Origin of the sequence: Bradyrhizobium sp. AZCC 2230 (genome assembly GCF_036924495.1) — a bacterium.
Taxonomy (GTDB): domain Bacteria; phylum Pseudomonadota; class Alphaproteobacteria; order Rhizobiales; family Xanthobacteraceae; genus Bradyrhizobium; species Bradyrhizobium rifense.
In genome coordinates this window covers 7,051,725-7,075,514 of sequence record NZ_JAZHRS010000001.1, presented here as the reverse complement: position 1 = coordinate 7,075,514, position 23,790 = coordinate 7,051,725, and the positions used below count along the sequence as shown (strand labels likewise).

The 23,790-nt window shown below is 64.2% G+C and carries 24 protein-coding genes and 1 pseudogene; 10 read left to right on the top strand and 15 right to left on the bottom strand.

All coding sequences use genetic code 11. The features are described from left to right. Positions 1–47: 47 nt before the first annotated feature. Entirely contained in the window at positions 48–1,676 is a 1,629-nt protein-coding gene (locus tag V1280_RS33755) for a hypothetical protein (protein ID WP_334534744.1), read from the bottom strand. Positions 1,677–1,955: 279 nt separating this feature from the next. Between V1280_RS33755 and V1280_RS33750 the strand changes: the two genes are divergently transcribed. From V1280_RS33750 to V1280_RS33740, 3 genes are all read left to right on the top strand, one after another. Continuing rightward, positions 1,956–3,200, top strand: a complete 1,245-nt coding sequence (locus V1280_RS33750; protein ID WP_334534742.1) for a glycosyltransferase family 87 protein — start codon at positions 1,956–1,958, stop codon at positions 3,198–3,200. Between the two features lie 104 nt (positions 3,201–3,304). After that, positions 3,305–3,526 carry a dodecin gene (locus V1280_RS33745; protein ID WP_148778334.1) on the top strand — a complete coding sequence of 74 codons (222 nt, stop codon included), beginning with the start codon at positions 3,305–3,307 and terminating at the stop codon, positions 3,524–3,526. Positions 3,527–3,703: 177 nt separating this feature from the next. Further along, positions 3,704–5,608, top strand: a complete 1,905-nt coding sequence (locus tag V1280_RS33740) for a diguanylate cyclase domain-containing protein (RefSeq protein WP_334534739.1) — start codon at positions 3,704–3,706, stop codon at positions 5,606–5,608. Positions 5,609–5,843: 235 nt separating this feature from the next. On the opposite strand, the gene V1280_RS33735 is transcribed toward V1280_RS33740, so the two are convergent. The 7 genes from V1280_RS33735 to V1280_RS33705 all read right to left on the bottom strand — a co-directional run bounded on the left by V1280_RS33735 (position 5,844) and on the right by V1280_RS33705 (position 13,346). Continuing rightward, a complete protein-coding gene (locus V1280_RS33735; RefSeq protein ID WP_334534737.1) occupies positions 5,844–6,812 on the bottom strand; it encodes an ABC transporter ATP-binding protein in 969 nt (322 codons plus the stop codon). After that, a complete protein-coding gene (locus V1280_RS33730) occupies positions 6,809–7,804 on the bottom strand; it encodes an ABC transporter ATP-binding protein (protein WP_334534735.1) in 996 nt (331 codons plus the stop codon). The genes V1280_RS33735 and V1280_RS33730 overlap by 4 nt, the downstream gene beginning before the upstream one ends. Then, positions 7,804–8,721 (bottom strand): ABC transporter permease, encoded by a 918-nt coding sequence (locus tag V1280_RS33725; protein WP_334534733.1) that lies wholly within the window; start codon positions 8,719–8,721, stop codon positions 7,804–7,806. Before V1280_RS33725 ends, V1280_RS33730 begins: the two co-directional genes overlap by 1 nt. Next, positions 8,687–9,646 (bottom strand): ABC transporter permease, encoded by a 960-nt coding sequence (locus tag V1280_RS33720; protein ID WP_334534731.1) that lies wholly within the window; start codon positions 9,644–9,646, stop codon positions 8,687–8,689. Before V1280_RS33720 ends, V1280_RS33725 begins: the two co-directional genes overlap by 35 nt. A 29-nt stretch (positions 9,647–9,675) precedes the next feature. Then, positions 9,676–11,466 (bottom strand): peptide ABC transporter substrate-binding protein, encoded by a 1,791-nt coding sequence (locus V1280_RS33715; protein ID WP_334534729.1) that lies wholly within the window; start codon positions 11,464–11,466, stop codon positions 9,676–9,678. Positions 11,467–11,727: 261 nt separating this feature from the next. Next, a complete protein-coding gene (locus V1280_RS33710; protein ID WP_334534727.1) occupies positions 11,728–13,146 on the bottom strand; it encodes a M20 family metallopeptidase in 1,419 nt (472 codons plus the stop codon). Between the two features lie 50 nt (positions 13,147–13,196). Then, on the bottom strand, positions 13,197–13,346 hold the full coding sequence (locus tag V1280_RS33705; protein WP_334534725.1) for a hypothetical protein: 150 nt from the start codon (positions 13,344–13,346) through the stop codon (positions 13,197–13,199). Between the two features lie 86 nt (positions 13,347–13,432). On the opposite strand from V1280_RS33705, the gene V1280_RS33700 reads away from it, so the two are divergent. From V1280_RS33700 to V1280_RS33690, 3 genes are all read left to right on the top strand, one after another. Then, complete coding sequence (locus V1280_RS33700; RefSeq protein WP_334534723.1) at positions 13,433–14,422, top strand: S1C family serine protease; 990 nt, start codon at positions 13,433–13,435, stop codon at positions 14,420–14,422. A 20-nt stretch (positions 14,423–14,442) separates the two neighbouring features. Beyond that, positions 14,443–15,513, top strand: a complete 1,071-nt coding sequence (locus V1280_RS33695; RefSeq protein ID WP_334534721.1) for a phospholipase — start codon at positions 14,443–14,445, stop codon at positions 15,511–15,513. An 82-nt stretch (positions 15,514–15,595) separates the two neighbouring features. After that, positions 15,596–15,802, top strand: coding sequence for a hypothetical protein (locus tag V1280_RS33690; protein WP_334534720.1), 207 nt, complete (start codon positions 15,596–15,598; stop codon positions 15,800–15,802). A gap of 78 nt (positions 15,803–15,880) precedes the next feature. Here the strand turns inward: V1280_RS33690 and V1280_RS33685 are convergent, their stop codons facing one another. The 3 genes and pseudogenes from V1280_RS33685 to V1280_RS33670 all read right to left on the bottom strand — a co-directional run bounded on the left by V1280_RS33685 (position 15,881) and on the right by V1280_RS33670 (position 17,361). After that, entirely contained in the window at positions 15,881–16,552 is a 672-nt protein-coding gene (locus tag V1280_RS33685) for a DsbA family protein (RefSeq protein ID WP_334534719.1), read from the bottom strand. An 87-nt stretch (positions 16,553–16,639) separates the two neighbouring features. Beyond that, positions 16,640–16,804, bottom strand: a pseudogene (locus V1280_RS33680) (LrgB family protein); the annotation flags it as partial. A 101-nt stretch (positions 16,805–16,905) separates the two neighbouring features. Next, the gene (locus V1280_RS33670; protein WP_334534717.1) at positions 16,906–17,361 is read right to left on the bottom strand and encodes a PaaI family thioesterase; all 456 of its coding nucleotides are present in this window, start codon (positions 17,359–17,361) and stop codon (positions 16,906–16,908) included. A 100-nt stretch (positions 17,362–17,461) separates the two neighbouring features. Here V1280_RS33670 and V1280_RS33665 point away from each other — a divergent pair, with 100 nt between their 5' ends. Continuing rightward, positions 17,462–18,010, top strand: a complete 549-nt coding sequence (locus tag V1280_RS33665; protein ID WP_334534715.1) for a TetR/AcrR family transcriptional regulator — start codon at positions 17,462–17,464, stop codon at positions 18,008–18,010. A gap of 108 nt (positions 18,011–18,118) precedes the next feature. Here V1280_RS33665 and V1280_RS33660 read toward each other — a convergent pair whose 3' ends face one another. After that, positions 18,119–18,631, bottom strand: a complete 513-nt coding sequence (locus V1280_RS33660) for a hypothetical protein (RefSeq protein ID WP_334534714.1) — start codon at positions 18,629–18,631, stop codon at positions 18,119–18,121. A gap of 187 nt (positions 18,632–18,818) precedes the next feature. Between V1280_RS33660 and V1280_RS33655 the strand changes: the two genes are divergently transcribed. Both V1280_RS33655 and V1280_RS33650 read left to right on the top strand, forming a co-directional pair. Next, positions 18,819–19,100 (top strand): PsiF family protein, encoded by a 282-nt coding sequence (locus V1280_RS33655; protein ID WP_148778350.1) that lies wholly within the window; start codon positions 18,819–18,821, stop codon positions 19,098–19,100. 100 nt (positions 19,101–19,200) lie between these two features. Continuing rightward, the gene (locus V1280_RS33650; RefSeq protein WP_334534710.1) at positions 19,201–20,286 is read left to right on the top strand and encodes an AbrB family transcriptional regulator; all 1,086 of its coding nucleotides are present in this window, start codon (positions 19,201–19,203) and stop codon (positions 20,284–20,286) included. Here the strand turns inward: V1280_RS33650 and V1280_RS33645 are convergent. Next, a complete protein-coding gene (locus V1280_RS33645; protein ID WP_334534708.1) occupies positions 20,283–20,912 on the bottom strand; it encodes a pyridoxamine 5'-phosphate oxidase family protein in 630 nt (209 codons plus the stop codon). The genes V1280_RS33650 and V1280_RS33645 overlap by 4 nt on opposite strands. A gap of 125 nt (positions 20,913–21,037) precedes the next feature. On the opposite strand from V1280_RS33645, the gene V1280_RS33640 reads away from it, so the two are divergent. Then, on the top strand, positions 21,038–21,922 hold the full coding sequence (locus V1280_RS33640; protein ID WP_334534706.1) for a LysR family transcriptional regulator: 885 nt from the start codon (positions 21,038–21,040) through the stop codon (positions 21,920–21,922). Positions 21,923–21,924: 2 nt separating this feature from the next. Here the strand turns inward: V1280_RS33640 and V1280_RS33635 are convergent, their stop codons facing one another. Both V1280_RS33635 and pobA read right to left on the bottom strand, forming a co-directional pair. Further along, positions 21,925–22,344, bottom strand: a complete 420-nt coding sequence (locus V1280_RS33635) for a PaaI family thioesterase (protein WP_334534704.1) — start codon at positions 22,342–22,344, stop codon at positions 21,925–21,927. 229 nt (positions 22,345–22,573) lie between these two features. Further along, entirely contained in the window at positions 22,574–23,743 is a 1,170-nt protein-coding gene (pobA, locus tag V1280_RS33630) for a 4-hydroxybenzoate 3-monooxygenase (protein ID WP_334534702.1), read from the bottom strand. Positions 23,744–23,790: the final 47 nt, after the last annotated feature.

Genomic DNA, 23,790 nt, shown 5'->3' with positions numbered 1-23,790 from the left:
GAGGATAACTCGCCCCTCTTCGACCGGGCAAGAGCGATGCGACGGGGTTACGGCGCGATGATGTCCAGCCTGTCCCGCGGCGGAATGGTCGCCTTGAATGCCTCGAGCGCTGAAGTCACCTCCGCCGCGTCGGCCAATGGTGTGCGGTAGAAGGCGACGTCTCGTTGCGATAGCGTCACGGTCGTGGTTCTCAGCACGGCGACCTTGGTCCAGCTCGACGGCACGCCCTTCGGAAACCAGACGTCGTAGATCATCACCAGGCCGACGCCGTGATCGCTGGCAAGAGCTGCCATTTCCGCAGGCCCATACTGCCCAGAGGTCCTTGCCTTCCGCACCTGTTCCGAGCCAAGCCCCCAGAGATCGAGCGTGTAGTTGGGATTGCGGTAAGCGACCAGCCCGAGATCGTTGACCGCGACCGCATGCCGGTAGAACGATTTGGCGAAGCGCGCCAGCTGATACTGCTGCTCATGGATATCGCTGGCACCGATCGGCGTGACCAGCGCAGTCGTCACGTAGGGCATCGCCGAAATGCCGAGCCCAAGCACCACCGCGATCTTCGTGAACGACCATTGCAACGCAGGCAGACGCGGCCTGACCTGCGCGACGCCCCAAAGCAACGCGGCCACAGCGAGAGCCATGATGTAGACTTCATAGCGGTTGAACCAGCCATATTGGCCGAACACCAGATGAGCACCGATGGCCGCGAGAACGGTCAGACAGACGATCAGCGCCTTGCGGTCGGCACGCAGCCAGGAGGCGCAGCCGGCAAGGGCAAGACCGAGCATGATGAGCCGCAAGCCATAGGACGTGGCGATGCTCCGCAGCATGTTCTTGACGACGGCAGGCAGATTGCTCGTGGATTCGCCATCGAGATTTGCAAGATAGCCCTTCAGCAGCACCGAACTCGGCAGCAGCGGCAGGCCGCGCGAGGCCATCAATGCAAAATAGCCGGACAAGCTGAAGATAACGACGAGCGCGGCGCCGCCAGCAAAGCGCCGGTGGCCGAGCAGCGCGAAGCCGGCGATAGCCGCACAGGCAAAGGCAATACCTTCGAAGCGGATCAGGGGGAGTAGCACCAGCGCGATGAAATGCAGCCGCGTCGGCGCGGATCCGCGCGCCGCCGCAGCGAGACCGAGAAAGGTCACGACGGAGGCCCACACGTGAGCGCTGTGCTCCATGCCGGTCATCGGCAGCGCGACGGCGCTGACGTTAAAGACGAGGAGCAATCCAATCAGATAGCCGAACGGACGATCATTGGCGTCGTCGAACAACCCGTTCGCTTCCAGTGCACGCAGAAGCGCAAACACCGTCGCACATGCGGCGGCTGCGTTGATCAGCAGCGGGCCGAACGGTCCGAGATGCATGGCCTCGGTCAGCGCCAGAACATAAGGCCAGATGATCGAGGAGCTTGGCGATGAAAATTCGCCGGCGTTGACCCCATATCCGCCGGAGAGAATTTGGTCGGCAACCGCAAGATGGATGTAGGCGTCGTCCAGAGCGAAAACGAGCCTGAAGTCGCACAGCGCCGCTATCGCGGCGAGCTCCGCCGCAAACAGCGCCGACCAAAGCAGCACCGCGACGGTCGAAGGACGGGTCCACCGCCCCGCGCCGGAAGCCACAGACGACTGCCGACCTGACCGGTCCAGGCGGTCGCAATGATTCACGGCAATAGTCACAAAACGCTCCCCGCGGGCCAAGCCGAGCCTATCGCATCCGATACGATCAAGAGCTTAATCCCGCATTTCCGCCGGGCCGTAGCCGACCCGTTACGTCAGCATTTCGTTAACGACGATGAGCACCAGGGCCCCCAGTTCCCTGCTCGTCACGAATCCGGGGAACCGTGAACGGTCCGTTACCGTCCGTTAAGCCTAAGCCGGCAAGCTCAGCCGCAAAGTTCCGTGGCACGTCGCGGTCTTTGATCCACCATCACATTCGGGCCAGGTCGCGTCATTCCCATGCTTGCTGAAACGCTCGAGTCTGTTCGATCGTCGCCGTCGAAGCGCACGCTCTATGTGCGCGTCGTCGTTGCGGCACTGGCGGCAATCCTTGCGCTCAAGATCTACTGGTTTATCCGGTGGGGTTTCTGGCACGACCAGCAGGTGCCGGATTTTGCGGGGTTTCATCTCGTCGCACAGCGGATCTGGATCGGTGATCTCAACCTGACCTACCAGTTCGCGGTGTTCATGAAGATGCAGGCGAGTCTGTCGGGCGGTGCGACCGGCTTCATGCCCTGGACGTACCCGCCCCAGTTCGACCTGCTGCTCGCCCCGCTCGCCTTCCTGCCGACCTGGGCAGCCTACGCCTTGTTCACCGGCACGACGCTCGCGGCCTACTTGATGACGCTGCGCAAGCTCGCGGGAGAGTACTTTGCACAGGTCCTCGTCATCCTGTTTCCGGCGCTGGCGATCACGATCGGCTGCGGGCAAAATGGATTGCTCACGGGTACGCTGATCGGACTCGTCTGTGTCCATGCCGAGAGGCGCCAGGTGCTCGCGGGCCTCGCGCTCGGCGCCATGGTCATCAAGCCGCATCTCGCCGTCGCCATCAGCCTCTATCTGCTGGCGACACGGCAGTGGGCGACGATCGCCGTCGCAGCGGCGGTCGTGGTCGTGAGCGCGCTTGCGTGCACGCTCGCCTTCGGGCCGCAGATCTGGCTCGCCTGGCTCGGTGCGATCAGGGAGTCGGCGAGCTTTCTGGAGCAGGGCTCGTACCCCCTGTTTCGCATGATCTCCAGCTATGCGGTACTGTACAATTCCGGTGTCCCGGCAAGTGGCGCGTTCTGGGGCCAGGTCGCCATTGCCGGCCTTGCGCTCGTTGCCGTCGCACTTGGCATCGTTCGCCGGATGCCTCCTTCGTTCACGCTCGGCGTCGCCGCGCTGGTCTCGGTGATGATCAGCCCTTACGCCTATGACTATGACCTGCCCATTGCCGGAATTGGTCTGGCATTGGTCCTTCCCTATCTCCCCAAAATGGCGAGCCCGCGCGAGCGCAGCATGATGTATGCCCTCGTGATGCTGGCCGGCGCCTACGGCTTGCTGCAATCGACGAGCCTCGCCTCCAGCTTCGACGAGCACTTCAAGCCGGCGATCGCCGGTGCCGCGCTGATGGTCCTGCTGGCGATGCTGCTGCGGATGATGTGGCGCGATGCGCTGCCGGTTACCGCTGCCGAACTCGGCGCACCGGCACGCGCGCTCGAATAGCCCGGACGCGGGCTATTCCGGACGACGGAACCGGAAAGGCAGGCTGCCCGTTCAGTTGAAGGCCATGCAGAGGCGTGGCGCAGCAGAACCGAGGGAGGCCCACCATGCCCGCAGCCGAGAAGGATCATGTCTACAAGATCCTGGAACTGGTCGGATCGTCCGAGATCTCGATCGAGGACGCGATCAAGAACGCGATCAGCCGCGCGTCCAAGACCATTCGCGAGATGAAATGGTTCGAGGTCACGCAGACGCGCGGCCACATCGAGAACGGCGCCGTGCGCCACTACCAGGTGACGCTGCGCGTCGGGTTCACGCTGGAAGGGTGAGGCAGGCGCGCCAGGCGAAACCGGTGCGGACCCGCGTGGTTAACATCCTCCGACGATAACCCGTCGAAATGTCGACGGCTGCGTCCGGCCGAATACGGGTTCGCACAATCAGCGCGGATGTTGCAATAGGCCGTTAAGGCCAAAGTGAGAGGTTTGCGCCGAAATGGAGCAAGCCTGATGATCGCGGGCCGCGAACTCGGCAAGACGCGTCTTCCGCTCTGGGCGGCGGGTTTCGTCGTGCTGATCTGCGCCGCAATTCTCGGCCTGAGTGGCTGGCGCGAATGGGAGACGCGCAACACCGAACTCAAGAATGCCGAGATCGACGTCGCCAATCTCGCGCAATCGCTGGTCCAGCATGCGGACGACACGTTCGAGCTCGTCGATACGGTCCTGATCGGCCTGGTGCATCGGCTCGAGCTCGACGGAACGGGCCCGGACACGATCGCAAAGCTGCAAGCCTATCTGCCGGCCCGAAAATCCTCAGACCGCATTCGCGGCATCTTCGTCTATGACGAGATCGGCCGCTGGCTTGCCACCACCGAGCAGGTCGATTTCTCCAAGCTCAACAACAGCGACCGCGGATATTTCCAGCGTCATCGCCACTCGCCGGATCCGGGCACGCTGATCGGACGGCCCGTGAGGAGCCGCGCCGGCGGCCAGTGGATCATCACTGCGTCGCGCCGGATCAATCATCCCGACGGCAGCTTCGCCGGCGTTGCGCTGCTCACGATCGACGTCGATTATTTCGTCAAATTCTACGAGCGCTTCGACGTCGGGCCTAACGGCTCGGTGTCGCTACTGAATAATGACGGCATCATGCTGGCGCGCAGCCGCGACGACGGCGGCGTCTTCATCGGACGCGACCTCTCGAATGCGCCATTGTTCAGGGAATGGGAAAGCCGGCCGGCTGCGGCCGTCTACTATTTCCAGTCGCCGCTCGATAACGTCCAGCGGCTGAGCTACTACCAGCGCAGCAGCCGTTATCCCCTGATGGTGCTCGCGAGCAAGTCGCAAGACGACGTGCTGACCCCCTGGCGACGTGCGGCGGCCGTGCGCTTGACCGTCGTGCTTGGGCTCGTCCTGCTGATCGCGGTGATCGGCTTTTACCTGGTCCGCCAGCTCTTGCAGCGGCAGCGCACGGCACAGGCCCTGGTCGCCAACGAAGCCCATTTCCGCCTGCTCGCCGAGCAATCCAGCGATATGGTGACCCGGATCGGGCTCGACAACCAGCTGCTCTACGTCTCTCCGTCATGCGTGCGCATGATCGGCTGGTCTCCCGACGAATTGCTGGGCACGTCGGCCGTCGCCGGCATTCACGCGGAGGACATGGAGCGGGTCGAGCAGGCCATCGCCGCGCTGAAGAACGGCGAGGCCGAGGAGGCGAGGTTCGTCTACCGCCAACGCCATCGCGAGAAGGGCGATATCTGGGTCGAAGCGGCCCTGCACGTGACGCGGGCCTCCGACAGTGGCGAGATCGACGGAGTCGTCGCGGTGGTGCGCGACATGACCGAGCAAAAGGACTTGCAGGACAAGCTCACCTCGCTCGCGTCGACCGACGGTCTCACCGGGCTCGCCAACCGACGGGCATTCGACGAGCGCCTCGCGGACGAATGGGCGCGCGCCCGGCGCGACGGCACGCAGCTTTCGCTCCTGCTGATCGACGTCGATCATTTCAAGAAGTTCAACGACCATTACGGACATTTGGCGGGTGACGGATGCCTGCGCGCGCTGGGCCGTATCCTGTCCGCCCACGCCCGGCGGCCGGCTGACCTCGCGGCGCGCTACGGCGGCGAGGAATTCGCAGTGCTGTTGCCGGCCACCGGTGCGGACGGCTGCACCGAAGTCGGCGAAGAGATTCGCGAGGCGTTGCGCGAGCTCGCCATGCTGCATGTGCAGAATCTGCCGTCACGGCTCATCACGGTGAGCGTGGGCGCCGCGACGGGGTTTCCATCCCAGACCACGACCGACTGTAGCGCGCTGGTGGCAGCCGCCGACCGCGCGCTCTACGCCGCCAAGGACAGCGGCCGCGACCGGATGGTGATATCGGGCCAGGTCGTCGCCTGGCCCGCGAAGAGCGCGTGACGACATCGTCGACCTGCCAAGCGTAGCGTACGCCGCCCCGCGCGCAGGCCGCCCGCACCGCTGTCGGCCGTGGTCGTCACCACCGGTATCGCCGCGCGCGCTGGCCAGCCAGACCGAAAGTGAATGCCATCACGGCGACGCCCGCGAGTGCTGCACGCCGGCGGGTGGCAAGCCAGAAGCTCGTCCGTCCGATCAACTGGCCCGCCAATGCACGTCACGGCTTCGGTGACGGCTGTCAGGCCAGATGACACGCCACAAGGTGCCCGCCCGCCCCTTCCTTCAGCTCAGGCGCACTCTCGGAACATCGCGGCTGGGCGATCGGGCAACGGGTGTGGAAGTGACAGCCCGACGGCGGCTTCATCGGGCTCGGCACGTCGCCCTTGAGACGGATGCGGTTGCGCTTGAGCTTGGGATCCGGCACCGGCACGGCGGAAAGCAGCGCCTTGGTGTAGGGATGTTGCGGATTGCGATAGAGGTCGCTCGCCTTCGCCAGCTCGACGATGCGGCCGAGATACATCACCGCGACGCGGTCGGAAATGTGCTCGACCACCGAGAGGTCATGCGCGACAAAGAGATAGGTGAGGTTCAACTCGGCCTGGAGATCTTCCAGGAGGTTGATGACCTGCGCCTGGATCGAGACGTCGAGCGCGGATACCGGCTCGTCGCAGACGATCAGCTTTGGTTCGACCGCCAGCGCACGCGCGATCACGATGCGCTGCCGCTGGCCGCCGGAGAATTCGTGCGGGTAGCGGCGCATGTGCTCGGCCTTGAGGCCGACCTTCACCAGCAGGCTTGCGACCCGATCCTCACGCTCCTTGGCCGATGAACCAAGCTTATGAATAATGAGGGCTTCGCCGAGGATGGAGCCGACCGTCATGCGCGGATTGAGCGAGGCGAACGGGTCCTGGAACACGAGCTGCATGTTCCGCCGCATCGCGCGCAGATCATTGCCGCCGAGCTGGCGGACGTCCTGACCGTCGAATTCGACTTCGCCGTCGGTCGGCTCGATCAGGCGAAGCACGCAACGCCCGGTGGTCGACTTGCCGCAACCGGATTCGCCGACGAGACCAAGCGTCTCGCCGCGATTGACCGAGAACGACACGCCGTCGACCGCATAGACGGTGCCGACCTGGCGCGACAACAGGCCGCCGAGCACGGGGAAGTATTTCTTCAGGCCGCTGACGCGGAGCAGAGGTTCGCTCATGCCGCGCCTCCCAACTGCGTATCTCCGAGATGACAGGCCATGCGATGGCCGGGCGCGATCTGGCGCAGCAGCGGCTCCTTGTCGGTGCAGACGTCCATGGCAAACTTGCAGCGCGGCGCGAAGCGGCAACCGACCGGCGGATTGATCAGGATCGGCACCGATCCCCCGATCGCCTCGAGCCGCGTCTTGTGCTCGCTGTCGAGATCGATACGCGGGATCGAGCGGATCAGGCCCTGCGTGTAGGGATGGCCCGGATCGGCGAAGAGAGCATCGACATCGGCTTCCTCCACCACCTTGCCGGCATACATCACGACGACACGCTGCGCGGTCTCGGCGACGACACCCATGGCATGGGTGATCAACATCACCGCCATGCCGAAGCGTTCCTTCATGTCCTGGAGCAGGTCGAGGATCTGCGCCTGGATGGTGACGTCGAGCGCGGTGGTCGGCTCGTCGGCGATGATGAGCTTGGGCTTGCAGGCCAGCGCCATCGCGATCATCACGCGTTGGCGCATGCCGCCGGAGAACTGATGCGGATAATTGTGCACACGGCCTTCGGCATTGGGGATCTGGACCAGCTTCAGCATCTCGATGGTGCGCTCGAGCGCCTGCTTCCTGGTGACATTCTCATGCCGGCGCAGGCTCTCGGCGATCTGCTCGCCGACCGTCAGAACCGGATTGAGCGAGGTCATCGGCTCCTGGAAGATGAAGCCGATCTCCTTGGCGCGGATCTCGTCGAGCTGGTTGCTCGTCAGCGGCACCAGATCGCGGCCCTCGAAGATGATCTCGCCGGCCGCGATGCGGCCCGGCGGCATGGCGATCAGCTTCAGGATCGACATCGCGGTGACGGTCTTGCCGCAGCCGGACTCGCCGACGACGCAGAGCGTCTCGCCGCGGTTGATGGAGATATCGACGCCGTCGACGGCCTGCAGGATGCCGTCGTCGGTGGAGAAGTGGGTCTTGAGACCTTTGATCTGGAGCAGCGGCGCCATCAGATCACCCGTCGCGCATCGAGCGCGTCACGCAGACCGTCGCCGATGAAGTTGATGGCGACCACAGCGATGAAGATCGCTCCGCCGGGGAACAAAGCCCAGTGCGGGCCGATGTCGAGAAAGTCCTTGGCATCGTACAACAGCCGGCCCCAGGTCGGGGTATCAGGCGGAAAGCCGAGGCCGAGGAAGGACAGCGTCGATTCCGCGATGATCGCGGCGGCAACGTCGATGGTGCCGGCGATGATCACCGGACCGAGCGCATTGGGCAGGATGTGCTTCACCACCTGCCGCACCGGGCTCGCACCGAGCGCACGCGCGGCCTCAACGAACTCCTTCTCGCGGATCGACAGGAACTGCGCACGCACGAGCCGCGCCACCGGCATCCAGCGCAAGCCGCCGATCACGAGCACGATCAGGATGAAGATGCCGCCCTCGGGGCCGAACACCTGCTTCAACCCGTCGCGGAAGAGATAGATCAGCAGCAGCAGCAGCGGCAGTTGCGGCAGCGACAGGAAGAGGTCGGTGAGCCACATCAATCCGTGCCCGAGCGCGCCGCGCGACATGCCGGCGAGCGCACCGACCAGCGTGCCGATGAACACCGAGACCAGCATCGCGGCCAATCCGACCGCAAGCGAGATACGCCCGCCATAGATCATGCGCGCCAGGATGTCCTGGCCGAGATCGTCGGTGCCGAAGGGATGGGCCAGCGAGGGCCCTTGCATGCCCGCCACGATATCGATGTCGTTGATCGAAACGCGCCAGATGAAGGGGCCGACCACCACCGCAAGAATCAGGATGAGCAGCAGGAACGCACTGACGACGGCAAGCTTGTGGCGGCTGAAGCGCCGCCACATCTCGCGCCAGGGCGAGTAGACGCCCCGCTCAGCGGAGGGAGATGCGAGGGTCAAGCCAGCCATACAGCACATCCGCGATGAGATTGAAGAGCACCACCAGACAGGCGAACACAAAGGTCACGGCCATCACGACCGGGGTGTCATTGGAGAGAATGGAGGAGATCAGCAGCGAGCCGATGCCGGGAATACGAAAAATCTGCTCGGTGACGATGGCGCCGCCGAACACCGCGGGCATCTGCAGCGCGATCAGCGTGACGACCGGAATCATGGCGTTGCGCATCACATGCTTGACGATGACCTTGGCCTGCCCGAGGCCCTTGGCGCGCGCCGTGGTGACGTAGTCCAGCCGGATCACGTCGAGCATCGCCGAGCGCACGAAGCGCGTCATCGACGCCGCCTGGAACAGGCCGAGCACCGCCACCGGCATGATCGCTTGCCGGATCATTTCGAGCACGTAGTGGATGCCCGAGGCCTTGATGTCGGTGGTGTAGACGAAGGGCAGCCAGTCCAGCGTGACCGAGAAGATCAGGATGAACAGGATGCCGGTGAAGAAGGTCGGCAGCGAGAAGCCGACGAAAGCGAGCGTGTTCGCGACCTGGTCGAACAGCGAATAGGGCTTTGTCGCCGCATAGACGCCGACGGGAATCGCGATCAGCAGCGCCAGGATCTGAGCAGAGCCGATCACGTAGAGCGTGGCCGGCAGGCGCTGAAGGATGAGCGAGTCGACGTTCATCCGGCTGACAAAGGAGAAGCCCCAGTCGCCGTGCAGCATGGCGTTGAGCCAGTGCAGATAGCGAAGGTAGATCGGATCGTCGAGGCCGAACCTCGCCCGAAGCGCGGCTTGCACTTCGGGCGGCACGTTCGGGTTGGTCGCAAGCTCGCTGAAGGGGTCGCCCGGCGCAAGCGCCAGGACGACGAACAGGACGAGCGAGATTCCGAGCAGGCTCGGAATCGCGATCATCAGACGACGCAGGACGTACTGACTCATGAGCGAATAATCCGCCTAGACGCCCGTGCTCAGCCCTCTCGGTACCAGTCCTGCAGATTGTCGGTCTGGTTGGCCCAGCCCGACAGCGCCGGCCGAAGCGAGTTGGCACTTGCTTCCACTGCGAGACGGTGCATCACGGGAATGAAGACCGTGTCCTGCCACATCAAATCGTTGCACTTGATGTAAAGGCCTGCCCGCTTGACCGGATCGGTCTCCGTCTCGGCAGCGTCGATCGCAGCGTCGAAGTCCTTGTTGATCCAACGCGGGAAGTTCGGCCCCTGCCACTTGTTCTCCTTGGTGGCGACGTTGCGCGAATGGTAGCGGCGCATATGGAGGGCCGGATCGGGCTGCGTCATCGGGATCTGGAACATCTCGATGTCGGCGAAGAACTTGGAATAGGTGTCGGGGTTGGCGACGTCGGAGGAGAAGAACACCGAGGCCACGACCGATTTCAGCTCGACGTCGATGCCGGCCTTCTGGCACGCCTGCTTGATGATCGCCTGGGTCTTCTGGCGCGGGCCGTTGATCGAGGTCTGGAACAGCAGCTTCAGCTTCTTGCCGTCCTTTTCGCGGACGCCGTCGGCGCCGGCTTTCCAGCCGGCCTCATCGAGCAGTGCGCTCGCCTTCTCGACGCTGAATTCCCATTTGGTGTTCTTTGACACGAACTCCTCGGGGCCATTGAGGTAGTTCGCGGTGGCGCGGCCGGCGCGGCCGTAGATCGCCTTCTTGACGGAATCGCGATCAACCAGCAGCGCGAGCGCCTGGCGCACCTTGGGGTCCGACAGGATCGGATGCTTGGTCTTCAGCGACGAACGCTCGCCGTCGACCTCGGTGTTGGGATCGGTGAAGTTGACGGCGATGAACTCGATGTCGCCGCCGACGGCGTAGAGGGTCTTGCCCTTGCCGCCCTTCTCCAGGCGCAGCAGAACTTCGTCCTCCACCTGCATGTTCCAGGCGAAATCATATTCGCCGGTCTGGATCACGGCGCGCGCCGCAGAGACCGCGTCACCGCCGCCCTTCATTTCGATGCTGTCGAAGAACGGCCGGTTGGCCATGTGGTAGTCGGGATTGATCTCGCCGCGCACCAGATCGCCCGGCTTGAACTCGACGAATTTGTAGGGGCCGGTGCCGACCGGCTTCAGATTGTTCGGCGCCTCGCGGGACTTGCCACCCTTGTATTCGGCGAACAGATGTTTCGGGATGATGCAGCCGTAGGCCCCGACAAAGGCATTCGCCCAAAACGGGGTCGGGTCGTTGAACTTGATGCGGATGGTCAGGTCATCGACCTTCTCGACGGTGAGGCCGCTATAGGTGCTGATCGAGACGCATGCCGTGGCGGGATCGCTGGCATATTCCCAATTGAAGACGAGGTCGTCAGCTGTAACCGGCTTTCCGTCGTGCCATTTGACGCCTGGCTTGAGTTTCCAGACGACCGATTTGGCGTCTGCCGAAAGGCCGCCATTCTGGATCGACGGAATTTCAGCGGCGAGGATCGGATTGAGATGGCCGTTAGCGTCCCAGCTCGCGAGCGGCTCGTAGAAGATGCGCGAGCCGTCCTGATCCTTGGTGCCGGTCGCGAAATGCGGATTGAGCAAGGTCGGTCCCTGCCACCACAACAGCTTCAGCGGACCGCCGCCGCCGCGCTTGGTCGGAGGATAGGGGTTCGGGCTCTGGGCCATGGCGACGCCGCCGATGGCGAGGATCTGGTTGGCCATGGGAGCGGTGAGGCCGACGGCAGCCAGGCGCTGGATGAAGGCGCGGCGATCCATCCGACCGTCCTTCACGTCGCCGATCATCGAACGCAGTTCTTTATCCAGCATGGTTGTCCCCCGTCTGGTTCCCGTATGGATGCAGGCGGTCGCAGCCCGGCCGCCGAGTTTTGGCTGGCGGTAGATGGCACACTGAATAGGCCGCGCGTCAACTGCGACCGTGTGTGTGCAAACGGTGTTCTGGCTGTCTGTTGAGCAAAACTTCCTTCAGCAGCCCAAGGGTTCGGCATTCCGGCGGCAGAATCCGCCGGAAACCAAGTTGCACTGCGAAAAATTTGTTCGCCAGATCAGACGAAGTATCGAGACGGAATTCTACGCCACGGACATATTGAGCGGCGGCGCGACGTGGTCGGGCAGCGGGCAGACATAAGGCGTCTTGGTCGTCCGCTTCGTGAGATCGGCCTTCGCAGCCTTGATCAGTTCCGGTTCTGTCAGCGCCTTGATGCCGAGGCCGGCCATGGCCTTGGCCGCCTGCACCATGGCCTTGTGGGCATGCGGGCTCTTGCCCTGCGCCACCACCTGCCAGGTGTGGAAAGGCGTGCCGATTGCAACCGTTGGTGCGTGAACCTGCACGGTCGGCACCACCCAGCTCACATCGCCGACATCTGTCGAGCCAACCAGCGGATTGCGCTTGGCGTCGAGCGGCACCAGGAAGTCGGCCAGCGGCCGATCGGTCGGCTCCATGCCGATCGCGTAGTAAACTGACGCGATGTCCTTGTCGGTCAGCGTCGCGCGGATCTGGCTGGCAAAGCCCTTGTCGGCATCGTCGAAATGCGGCGGTCCGAGCTCTTCCATAACCCGATGCAGCGCCTGCTCCAGCGGCGTGTTCGGCAGGATGTTGGAGACCGCGGAGATGATCTTCATCTCGACCTTGGTCTCGGTCATCAAGGCCGCACCGTCTGCGATCTTGCTGACGCGCCCGACCAGCTCGTTCATGCCGGGGAGATCACGGGCGCGAATGGAATAGCGCACACGGGCATGGGCCTGCACCACGTTGGGCGCAATGCCACCGGTGTCGAGCAGCGCGTAGTGCACGCGCGCATCGCTCGGCATGTGCTCGCGCATATAGTTCACGCCGACATTCATCAGTTCCACCGCGTCGAGCGCGGAGCGGCCGAGATGGGGCGAAGCTGCCGCGTGCGAGGTGCGGCCGGTGAAGATGAAGTCGGCGCGGGTGTTGGCGAGCGACGGCGTCACCGCGACTTCCCAGAAACTATTCGGATGCCAGGTGATGGCGATATCGGCGTCCTCGAACGCGCCGGAGCGCACCATGAAGGCCTTGGCCGCGCCGCCCTCTTCCGCCGGGCAGCCGTAATAGCGCACGCGGCCGGGCACCTTGTTCTCGGCGAGCCAGTCCTTGACGGCCGTGGCGGCGAGCAGCGCCGCGGAACCGAGCAGATTATGACCGCAGCCATGGCCGTGGCCGCCGGTCTCGACCGGGCGGTGCTCGGCAACACCAGCCTCCTGGCTCAGGCCCGGCAAGGCGTCATATTCACCCATGAAGGCGATGACCGGACCACCCTCGCCCCATTCGCCCATCACCGCGGTCGGAATGCCCGCCACGTTCTCGGTGATGCGGAAACCCTGGTGGCGCAGCTCGGTGAGATGCTCGGCGGCGGAACGCGCCTCGGTGTAGCAGACTTCGGGCATGCCCCAGACCTTGTCGCTAAGGTCGATGAAACGTCCCTTGATCGTGTCGATGCCACGCCAGATGTCGCTGCGATTGTCCATGGTTTGGTCCGTGATCTCTTGGTCAAACGAAGCGGCAATGGTTAGCAGCTTCATTGAACCCCGCCTAGCATCTCGCGGGACACCAGCCATGCGATCGATGCCGGATTGGGCTGCTGCCGACCGACTTTAGGCGAACAATTTCTGTCATCTTCGGAAATCGGCGTCGCGGCATCTGGAATAGTTGCCGTCAAGTCTTTCAAGACGGCCTCCTCCGGCCTAAATTATGCTTGCTTCGCGCGTCGTTCCGCAGCCATGGCGGAGCGATGCTCTCAGCCAGGAGAACTCCATGCCCGCCTTGACCGAATGGAGAGTGCCGCCGGCCAATCAGCCGCGTGCGAGCGATTACGGCTTCGATCTCGACCGTGCGCTCGCCTCCGTCGTCGGCCTGCACGCCATCATCCCTTCGGACGCCTTCAGCGCCGAAACGCTCGGCACCGAGCGCGCCGGCAACGGTGTCGTCATCGACGACGGGCTGGTGCTCACCATCGGCTATCTCATTACCGAAGCGGAATCCGTCTGGCTTCACCTCGGCGACGGGCGCGTGGTGGAGGGACATGTGCTCGGCTTCGATGCCGTCACCGGCTTCGGCCTGGTGCAGGCGCTCGGCCGGCTCGACATCGAGCCGCTGCCGCTCGGTTCGTCGGCGGAGACCCGGCTCGGCGACCGCGTCGTGGTCGGCGGCGCCGGGGGCCGCACGCGATCGGTCGCGAGCCAGATCGTCGCCAAGCAGGAATTCGCCGGTTACTGGGAATATCTGCTCGACGAGGCATTGTTCACCTATCCCGCCCATCCGAATTGGGGCGGCACCGGATTGATCAACGAGCGCGGCGAACTGATCGGCATCGGCTCGCTCCAGCTCGAGCGTGAACGCGACGGCAAGGCCGAGCATGTCAACATGATCGTGCCGATCGATCTGTTGAAGCCGATCCTCGACGACCTCCGCAAGTTCGGCCGGGTCAACCAGCCGGCGCGACCGTGGCTCGGACTCTATTCGACCGAGATCGACAACCGCGTCGTGGTGATCGGGATCTCCGCCAACGGTCCCGCCGCGCGCGCGGAGCTCAAGACCGGCGACGTCATTCTTGCCGTGGATGGCGACAAGGTCACGAGCCAGACGGCATTCTACAAGAAGATGTGGGGGCTCGGCGCCGCCGGCGTCGACGTGCCTCTCACCGTGCATCATCAAGGCTCCGCGCATCATGAAGGCGTCACCTTCGACGTCACCGTGACCTCGACCGACCGCTTCAAGCTCCTGAAGGCGCCCAAGCTGCACTGATCCAGGCAGAGGAAGCAGCGATGACCGAGGCCGTCGTCGACGACATCGTGACCGTGCTGCCGCCGCTGCTCAATGCGCTCGAGGCGCTCGGCTACTTCGCCCGGCATTTGCATCCGCCGGCCTTTGGCTCGGTGATGAACGCCATCGGCGCGCCGGACGATGCGCTGCAAACGGCACACGCAGCGATTGGAGCATGGCCGGAGCAATTCGCCGGATTGCGCGAGCGGCTCGATCGCGCCTGCAACGAGACGCTGTCCGCCTATGCAGGCATCCGCGACGTCGAGCGCGGCAATGGCGATCTCGTCGCGGTGTTCCGCGCGCTGCGCCATCTGCCGCGCGCACAGGAGGCGCTGTATCCGCTGTCGACCCAGTTTCCGCCGGTGAGCAACTTCTTCCTCACCGCCGCCAATCGCGACAATGACGATCTGCTGGCACGGCTGGAAGTCGGCGCCGGCGAGGACACCGGCATCTTCCACGATCATAACGAGCCCGGCAGCCGCGGCGGCTTCTCGGTCTATGTTCCCGAATATTACGCGCCCGATCGCAGCTGGCCGCTGGTGATGGCGCTGCATGGCGGCAACGGCAACGGACGCGGCTTTCTGTGGAGCTGGCTGCGCGATGCTCGTAGCCTTGGCGCGATCCTGGTGGCGCCGACCGCAACCGGACAGACCTGGGCGCTGATGGGCGACGACACCGACACACCCAACCTGATGCGGATCCTCGAAACCGTGCGCGGCCGTTGGTCGATCGATGCCTCACGGATGCTGTTGACCGGCATGAGCGACGGCGGCACGTTCAGCTACGTCAGCGGGCTCGACGGCGCCTCGCCCTTCACTCATCTCGCGCCGGTCTCGGCGACCTTCCATCCGCTGATGGCGGAAATGGCCGACGCCACGCGACTGCAGCGCCTGCCGATCTTCATCACCCACGGCAAGCTCGACTGGATGTTTCCGGTGCAGACCGCACGGCAGACGCAAGCGACACTCGCGGCCGCCGGCGCCGATGTGACCTATCGCGAGATCGACGACCTCAGCCACACCTATCCGCGCGAGATCAACGCCGAGCTGCTGCAATGGCTGAATGAGGGATGAACGAGCTGTCCTTACCTGTGCCGTAGTGCCGCGGAACCATCACTCCGGGCCGACGTTATCTGCCCGTCACCGGAGGTTCGCCATGCAGACTTTTTTCGGAATGATTTTGGGTGCGCTGCTGCTCGGCTGCAGCGTGTATGTCTATGATTCCATGCAGACGTCGTCTGTCGCCAATGGCGAGGTCGCGACTGCCAATCGCACCATCGTGAACTGGGATGTCGCGAAGGCCGACTGGAATGCGCTGCAGGACCGCGCGCACAAGGACTGGGTCCGGATTTCGTCGAAATAATCTCGCCCGCCATGAACAAGGCGCCGTCGCGATCCGCGGCGGCGCCTTTGTGTTGACTGCGACGAACGCTGCTGCGCGTCAGTTCATCTTGGCCTTGCGGGCATCGGAAATGACCTGCTCGAACTCGGCCATGCTAAGCACGCCGGGAACGCGGTACTTGCCGACGATGAAGGACGGCGTGCCGCGGAAGCCGAAGGCCTCGGCCTGGTCGTTGTTGCGCTTGAGGATGCCGTCGATGTCCTTGCCGTGCGCGGCGAGGTCGCTCTTGAGGCGGTCCATGTCGACGCCCGCAGCCGCCAGCAACTCGTTGATGCGCGACTCGGTCAGGCGCGAGCTGACGCCCATCATGGCGTCATGAGCCTGGTGGTACTTGTCCTGATATTTCGCGGCGAGCGCGATCCGGGCGGCCGTCACGGAGACGGGCCCGAGGATCGGCCAGTCCTTCAGGACCAACCTGACCTTGCCGTCGTCCTGAATGACCTGGCGCAGCTCGGGCTCGAGCTTACGGCAATAGGGGCAGTTGTAATCGGACCACTCGATGATGCTGATATTGCCATCGGGATTGCCGGCAACGGGGACATCGGGATCGCGCAGCACTTTGGCTTCGGTCAGCACTTCGTCATCGTCGGTGGCTGCCCGCGCCAAGGTCATACCGCCAGCCGCGAAGGCGCCTGCCCCGATCAACGTCAGCGCCGCGCGCCGCGTCGGCCCGAGGCCGCCATTAAGGCCCTTAGTCCTGAATCCAGCCATATCTCGTCCCGTTTCGGTCCCATCACCGCAATTACGGCTCGGGACCGGGAAGTGTTACGCCCCATATAGAGTGTCGCGGGGGCGATGTCATCGCGCCAACAGGGTCACCACCAGGGGGACCAGGAACGAGGTCAAGAGAGCGTTGAGACTCATGGCGATGCCGGAGAGGACGCCGGCAATCTCGTCGACCTGGAACGCGCGGGCCGTACCGATGCCGTGCGCGGCAAGGCCGGCAGCGGCAGGCCGAGGGCGCTAACCACGGCCTCGCCGATCAATTGGCAGAGCAGGATGAGGCTGAGACTGGCAAGCATGACACATCAAGGGATGCGTCGCTGGGCTTGTCAATTGCTACGCTACGCGTGGGCCGCAACACGGGGCAGCATCGCCATCAGCGTGCCGGTCATCGTCGCGATCAGCGTGGTCTTGCCCTCGTGCTCGGCAAACGCCTTCGCCTCGCAGAATGTCAACGTCCGGCCAGGCTTGACCACCTCGGCCTTGAACACAAAACGCCCGCCGCGGGCGGGGGCGAGCAGCGTAGTCTTGAACTCGACGGTGAGGATATCGGCCTCGGATGGCATCAGCGTAAAGGCGGCGATGCCGCAGGCGTTGTCCAGCCCGGCGGTGATGATGCCGGCATGGACAAATCCGTTCTGCTGCGTGAATGCAGGTGAATGCAGCATGGCCAGCTCGACTTCGCCAGGCGCGAGGCGGACGATCACGATGCCGAGCGTGCGCATCGCCGGCTGTCCCTCGAACATCGCGATGGCCGCCGCACGATAGCCAGGGTTTTTCGGCTCGAACGCAGCCATGGCACTTCCCCGCCGTCTTTTGATCTTGATACGGTAGCGTATCAGGCGCGGAACGCGTTAGCAATACGGTACCGTATCAAGAACCGGTGAGGCTTCCTTCATGAACAACGGCAAGGGCGATGTCTGGGTCGAGGCAGGGTTCAAGGAGCTTGCCCGCGCAGGTGTCGAGGCGGTGCGGGTCGAGGTGCTCGCCAAGAATTTGGGCGTCACCAAGGGCGGCTTCTACCGCCGCTTCGCCGACCGCGCCGCGCTGCTCGAGGCCATGCTGGTGCACTGGCGCGAGGGACGCTCGGCATCAATTGCACAGCAGACCAGCCTGGATGGGCAAGAGCCCCGCGAGCGGCTGAGGGCGGTGATCCAGCTCTATTCCGAGCGGCTCAATCCGGAGGGCATGGCGATCGAGCTCGCGATCCGGCAGTGGGCGCGCTCCGACGAGAGCGCCGCTACGGCGGTGGCGGGCGTGGATGCGGCCCGGCTGAAGCACGTCGCCGAGCTTTATCGCGCGACCGGCCTTGAGGCCGAGGAGGCCGAGGCGCAGGCCTTCCTGTTTTACTGCTTCATCTTCGGCCAGAGTCTCTTGTTCGTCGAGCGCGGCCCACGCAAGCGGTCGCAACTCGTGGCGAAATCGGCCGAGAAATTGCTGAACTAGAGCATGATCCGGAAAAGTGTGAAGCGGTCTTCCGAAAAGATCATGCTCTAACAATAACCTAAGCAAAATGGCCGGAGCGTTGCTCCGGCCATCGCATCATATCGAAGCTCAGGCGGCGCCCTTCAGCTTCTTGTTGCATTCGCTGTAATAGCCGCCGCCCTTCTCGATCCACTTCATGCCGCCGTTGCCATTGGTGGTCTTGTTGGCGTTGTACTGATCGACGCAGGTATGGAGGCGAGCCTTGCCGGCGCTCTCCTTGGCATATTTCGCATCGACCGCGCTCGGGAAGACGGCGTTGCCCATCGGCATGGTCGGCATCGTCGCCGCCGGGGCGGCCGCAGGGGCTGCCTCCTTCTTCGCGGCCGCCTTGGGCTCGGCAGCGGGCGGGGGCGCAGCAGCCGGGGCGGCCGCGGTCGGCGCGGCGGCGGGCGTTGCATCGGCGCCGCACTGGGCCTTGCGGAAGTCATTCCACTTCATGGTGCCGAGCGAGCCGTCCTTCTTGGCGGCCTGGTATTTTGCGCTGCACTCCTGCGAGGTCAGCGCCTGCGCCGGCGCACTCACCATCAGCGCGGCGAATCCCGACACCGCAACTGCACACAACAATTTTGATTGAATGGTCATCCTTGGTCTCCCTCAGGGAAGCAAAACGAGGACTGCTATCCTAGCGTGCCGGGGACGTCCGACAAGGAAGTGATGCTGCCTGGCGCCAAAATATAGTGATCGTGCCATTCAGGTTTATTCATGTGACGTTCAGCAACGCAGGCCGACGTTCGCGGCCCTCCGCAATTCTTGCAAGAAGAGCAACATCATGACCCTCGCCTCCCGTCTCGCCGTCGTCGCGATCGCATCCCTGTTCGCCACCGGCACCGCCTTCGCGCAGACCGCCGCGCCGGCCGCCAAGACTGATGCTGCCGCCACCACCGACAAGAAGGCGCCGAAGGAGCACTCGGCTGAGTCGCTCGAATGCTCCAAGCAGGCGGACGCCAAGGGCCTGCACGGCAAGGAGCGCAAGAAATTCCGCTCCGAGTGCATCAAGACCGCGAAGGGCGGCGCAATGCCCGCGCCTGCGCCGGCCGCCGACAAGAAGTAAATCCGTCACAATTCTCCCCTCGCCTTTGGCGAGAGGCGCACGCATTGCGGCATGACGAGCCTGCAATTGTGCGTCTCTCGCCGATTTGCGATAAGGCGGCGTGAAGCAAATCACCGCCTCCCTCCCGTTCGAATGGCCGAGCCGTGCCAAGGTTTTGAGCACCCTGGAGACGCTCGTCATCGGCGCCGCCGGTGGACTGGCGTTCCTGGCCGCAGGCCTTCCGGGCGGGTTGATCTCGGGATCGATGATCGCGGTCGGGATCGCCGCGATTGCCGGACGCAAGCTTTCGGTGCCGCCGCTCCTGACCCAGACCGTGCTGGTGCTGCTCGGTATTTCGCTGGGCTCCGTGGTTTCGCGCCATCTGATCCAGCAGGTCAGCGCCTATCCGCTGACCATCGGGCTGTTGGCGCTCGCGACTTTCTGCTCGACCTTCGGCTCCAGCTACTACCTCCAGCGCGTCCATGGCTGGGACCGCACCTCGGCCTTCCTCGCCGGCAGCCCCGGTGCGCTGTCACAGATCACGATCCTGGCGGTCGAGCGCGGCGCCGACCTGCCGGGCATCGCAGTGGTACAGACCATGCGCGTCATCATCCTCACCGCGGCGCTGCCGATGGTGCTGGCGGTCGCAGGCGTCGCGCCCTCCGTGGCACCGTCGCTGACGACGGCGATTGCCTCGCCCCTTGATCTTCTGGAACTGGTCGCCGCTTCGCTGGCGGCATCGCTCGTGCTGCGGCTGATCAAGTTTCCGGCGAGCTGGATGTTCGGCGCGATGATCGCCTCCAGCGTGCTGCATGGCGCGGGCTGGGTCGAGGGTGGCCTGCCGAACTGGGTGCGCGGCGTCGCACTGGTCGGCATCGGCGCGCTGATCGGCAGCCGCTTTGCCCGGATGCGAATCAAGACGCTGGCCGGCCACATCAACGCCGCGCTGGGCTCGTTCGCCGTGGCCATCGCCGTCTCCGCCATCTTCGTCGGCATCGTCGCACTCACCACGCAGGTCAAATTCTCCGACGTCGTCGTTGCGTTTGCGCCCGGCGCGATGGACGCGATGCTCGCGCTGGCCCTCACGCTCCACATCGATCCGATCTTCGTCGGCGCCCATCACCTCTCGCGCTTCGTGTTCGTCACGATCGCGACGCCGGGTATCGTGCACCTGTTCGGCCGCACGCAGGACGACGTCGACGATTAGCTCTGCTCTGCCGCCGCCTGCCCCTTCAGCGCCGCAACCTGCGCCTCGAGCTCCGCAATCCGCTGGTCCCTCGCGGCCAACGCCGCCGCCACATCCGCGGCGTCGAACTTCTGCGGAATGTGCTGCGGGCAGTTGGTGTCCCAGGCGGCGACCTTGAACACGATCACCTGCTCGGGCCGGGCGCGATAACCCTTCGGCATCAGCGCCTCCGTCAGCGCATCGTCGTCCTCGACCACCCGCGCCTCGCCCCAGATCTTCACCCGGCGGCGATGGGCGTAGTCCATCACGAAGATGTAGGCCTTGGGGTTCTCCGAGAGATTGCCCTGGGTCAGATATTGCTGGTTGCCGGCATAGTCGGCGAAGGCGAGCGTTTGCTTGTCCAGTACCTTGAGAAAGCCCTTCGGGCCGCCGCGGTGCTGAATGTAGGGCTGGCCATCCGCGGACGCGGTGGCGAAATAGAAGCTGTTTGTATCGGCGAGGAAGGCTTCGAGGTTCTCGTCGACCTCGGTGCGCCAACCGCGCTGCTCCGCGCGCCCATAGGCCTCGCGGGAACCCTTGCGCGCCTGGATCGCCTTCACCGCGGGGGTGAAGGCCACGTCACTGGCATAGGTGTGAACTGCGGTCATCGGAATGTCGCTCCTGAAAATTCCGGCGCATCTCTGCGTCTTTCGACCACTAAAATGGCCTTTCCGGCGATCAAAACAATCAGCTCGCTTGACACTTCATCATTGCAATATATGCAATAATGTCCATGGACCGCCTCGAAGCCATGCATGTCTTCGTCACCGTCGCCGATCTGCGCGGCTTTGCGCCGGCGGCACGCAAGCTGCGGCTATCGCCCTCGGCGGTGACACGGCTGATTGCTGCGCTTGAAGAGCATCTCGGCGCGCGGCTGCTGCAGCGGACCACGCGGCAGGTGAGATTGACCGATGTCGGCACGCGCTATCTGGAACGCGCCCGGCGGATCCTCGCCGACGTTGAGGAGGCCGATGGCTCGGCGCGGGAGGAGCGCAACCGGCCGAGCGGACGGCTGGTGGTGTCGGCCCCGGTCGGCTTTGGTCGGCTGCATGTCGGCCCGGTCATGACTGACTATCTCAAGCGCTATCCCGAGGTCGCCTGCGAGCTCAGGCTGTCGGACAACCTCGTCAACCTCGTGGAGGATGCCGTCGACGCGGCCGTGCGGATCGGCCACCTCGCCGACTCCTCGCTGGTTGCGCGCCAGGTCGGCGAGATGCGGCGGATCACGGTGGCGACGCCGGGTTATCTGAAACGCCACGGCGAGCCGAAGACGCCGGAAGAGCTGCCTGAACACCAGACTATCGCGTTTGGCCCCGCGACCAGTTGGCGCTTCCTCCGCGAGGGTCGCGAGATCGAGGTGATGCCGTCTCCCCGTTTCACCAGCAACAGCGCCGATGCAGCCTTGCAATATGCCGAGGCGGGCGGCGGCGTGACTCGGGTGCTGGCCTATCAGGCGGCCGAGGGCCTAAAGCGCGGGCGGCTGAAAATCCTGCTGGCAAAATACGAGCAGCCGGCACTGCCGATCCACATCGTCTATCCGACCTCGCGCCTGCTCTCGGCCAAGGTGCGCGCGTTCATCGATCTCGTGGTGGAGACGGCGGATTGGAAGTTTGGGTAGGCTCACCCTTTCTTGGGCACCACGCGGAACGTCCCGCTGGCCCGCGCGATCACGACGCCGTCGGCCTTGATCAGGCTCTGCGCAAAGCAGATCGTCTTGCCGGTCTTGATCACGTCGCTCTCTATCGAACACCATTGGCCGATCTCGGCGGAGCCGACGAAATCGATCGACAACGAGACCGTCACGAACGACGTGGTCCAGTTCGTCGCCTGCGCGCAGCTGTAGCCCATGGCATTGTCGGCGAGCGCGGTGATCAGGCCGCCATGGATCAGGCCGCGGCCATTGGTGTGCGGCCTTGCGAGCCGAAGGCCAATGATGACGGCCTTCTCGGTTCTCTTCGCGTAGAGCGGCTTCCAGGGTTCGGTAAGCGGGCTCTTGCGGGATAGCGGCTCAAAGCCGTCGGGGATGGCAGTGTCGGTCATGCGTGGCTCGCGTCGCGGTTGGGTTACCGCCATTGAACGCGATGTGGATGACAGTTTCACCGCCTACAAAGTTTTAAACGTGATCTGCGTAGGTGTTTGAAGCGGGCGGCGTCGCCGGAAGCACAGCAAAGGCGCGTAAGCGCCGTGCCCACGATCTCGCTCGTACATGAAAGAAAAGAACGGTGGGCACGCTACGCTTTGCCCACCCTACGGCACCGCCTCCGCCGCCCTAAAACGGCAACCCCACATAATTCTCCGACAGCGACGTCATCGCCGCCTGCGACTGCGTAACGTAGTCGAGCTCGGCAACCTGGATGCGCGCGCCGATGCTGCCGTTATCGGGGAATTTGTGCAGCATCGAGGTCATCCACCAGGAGAAGCGCACGGCCTTCCAGACGCGCGCAAGCGCCTTGGCGGAATAAGCATCGATGCCGGCGCTGGATTTCTCGTCGTAGAATTCGCGGAGCGCGCTCGACAGATAATGCGCGTCGCTTGCGGCGAGGTTCAGCCCCTTGGCGCCGGTCGGGGGCACGATGTGGGCGGCATCGCCGCACAGGAACATCTTGCCGAAACGCATCGGCTCGGCGACGAAGCTGCGCAAGGGCGCGATGCTCTTCTCGATCGAGGGACCGGTGACGAGACTGTCGGCGGCCTCCTGGTCGAGCCGGCGCTTCAATTCGTCCCAGAAACGATCGTCCGGCCATTGATCGACATGGTCGTCGAGCGAACACTGCACGTAATGCCGGCTGCGCTTCATCGAGCGCATGGTGCAGAGCGCAAAGCCACGGGCATGGTTGGAATAGATCAGCTCATGGCTGACCGGCGGCGTCTCGGACAAAATGCCGAGCCAGCCGAACGGATAGACCCGCTCGAACTCCGAGATCGCCGAGGCCGGGACGCTGGCGCGGCTGACGCCGTGAAAGCCGTCGCAGCCAGCGATGAAGTCGCAATCGAGCGTGTGGGTGACGCCGTCCTTGACCCAGGTTACGCGCGGGTGACTGCCGTCGAAATCGTGCGGCTGCGCATCCTTGGCCTCGTAGACGGTGGTGAGGCCGGCGGCTTTCCGCGCATCCATCAGGTCGAGCGTGACTTCGGTCTGGCCATAGATCATGACCGTCTTGCCGGTCGCGGCCTTCATGTCGATGCGATGACGGCGGCCGTCGAAGGCGAGCTCGATGCCTTCATGCAGCAGGCCTTCCGCATGCGCCCGCGCGCCGGCGCCGATCTGGTCGAGCAGCCCGACCGTTCCCTCCTCCAGGAGGCCGGCGCGGATGCGCCCCAGCACGTAATCCGGGCTCTGCCGCTCAAGAATGACATTGTCGATGCCGTATTGATGCAGAAGTTGCCCAAGCAACAATCCTGCCGGCCCTGCCCCGATGATTGCGACTTTTGTCCGCAATACTTGCTCCTCCCGATCCTGTAGGCTTTCGTCGCGGCTCGCTTGTG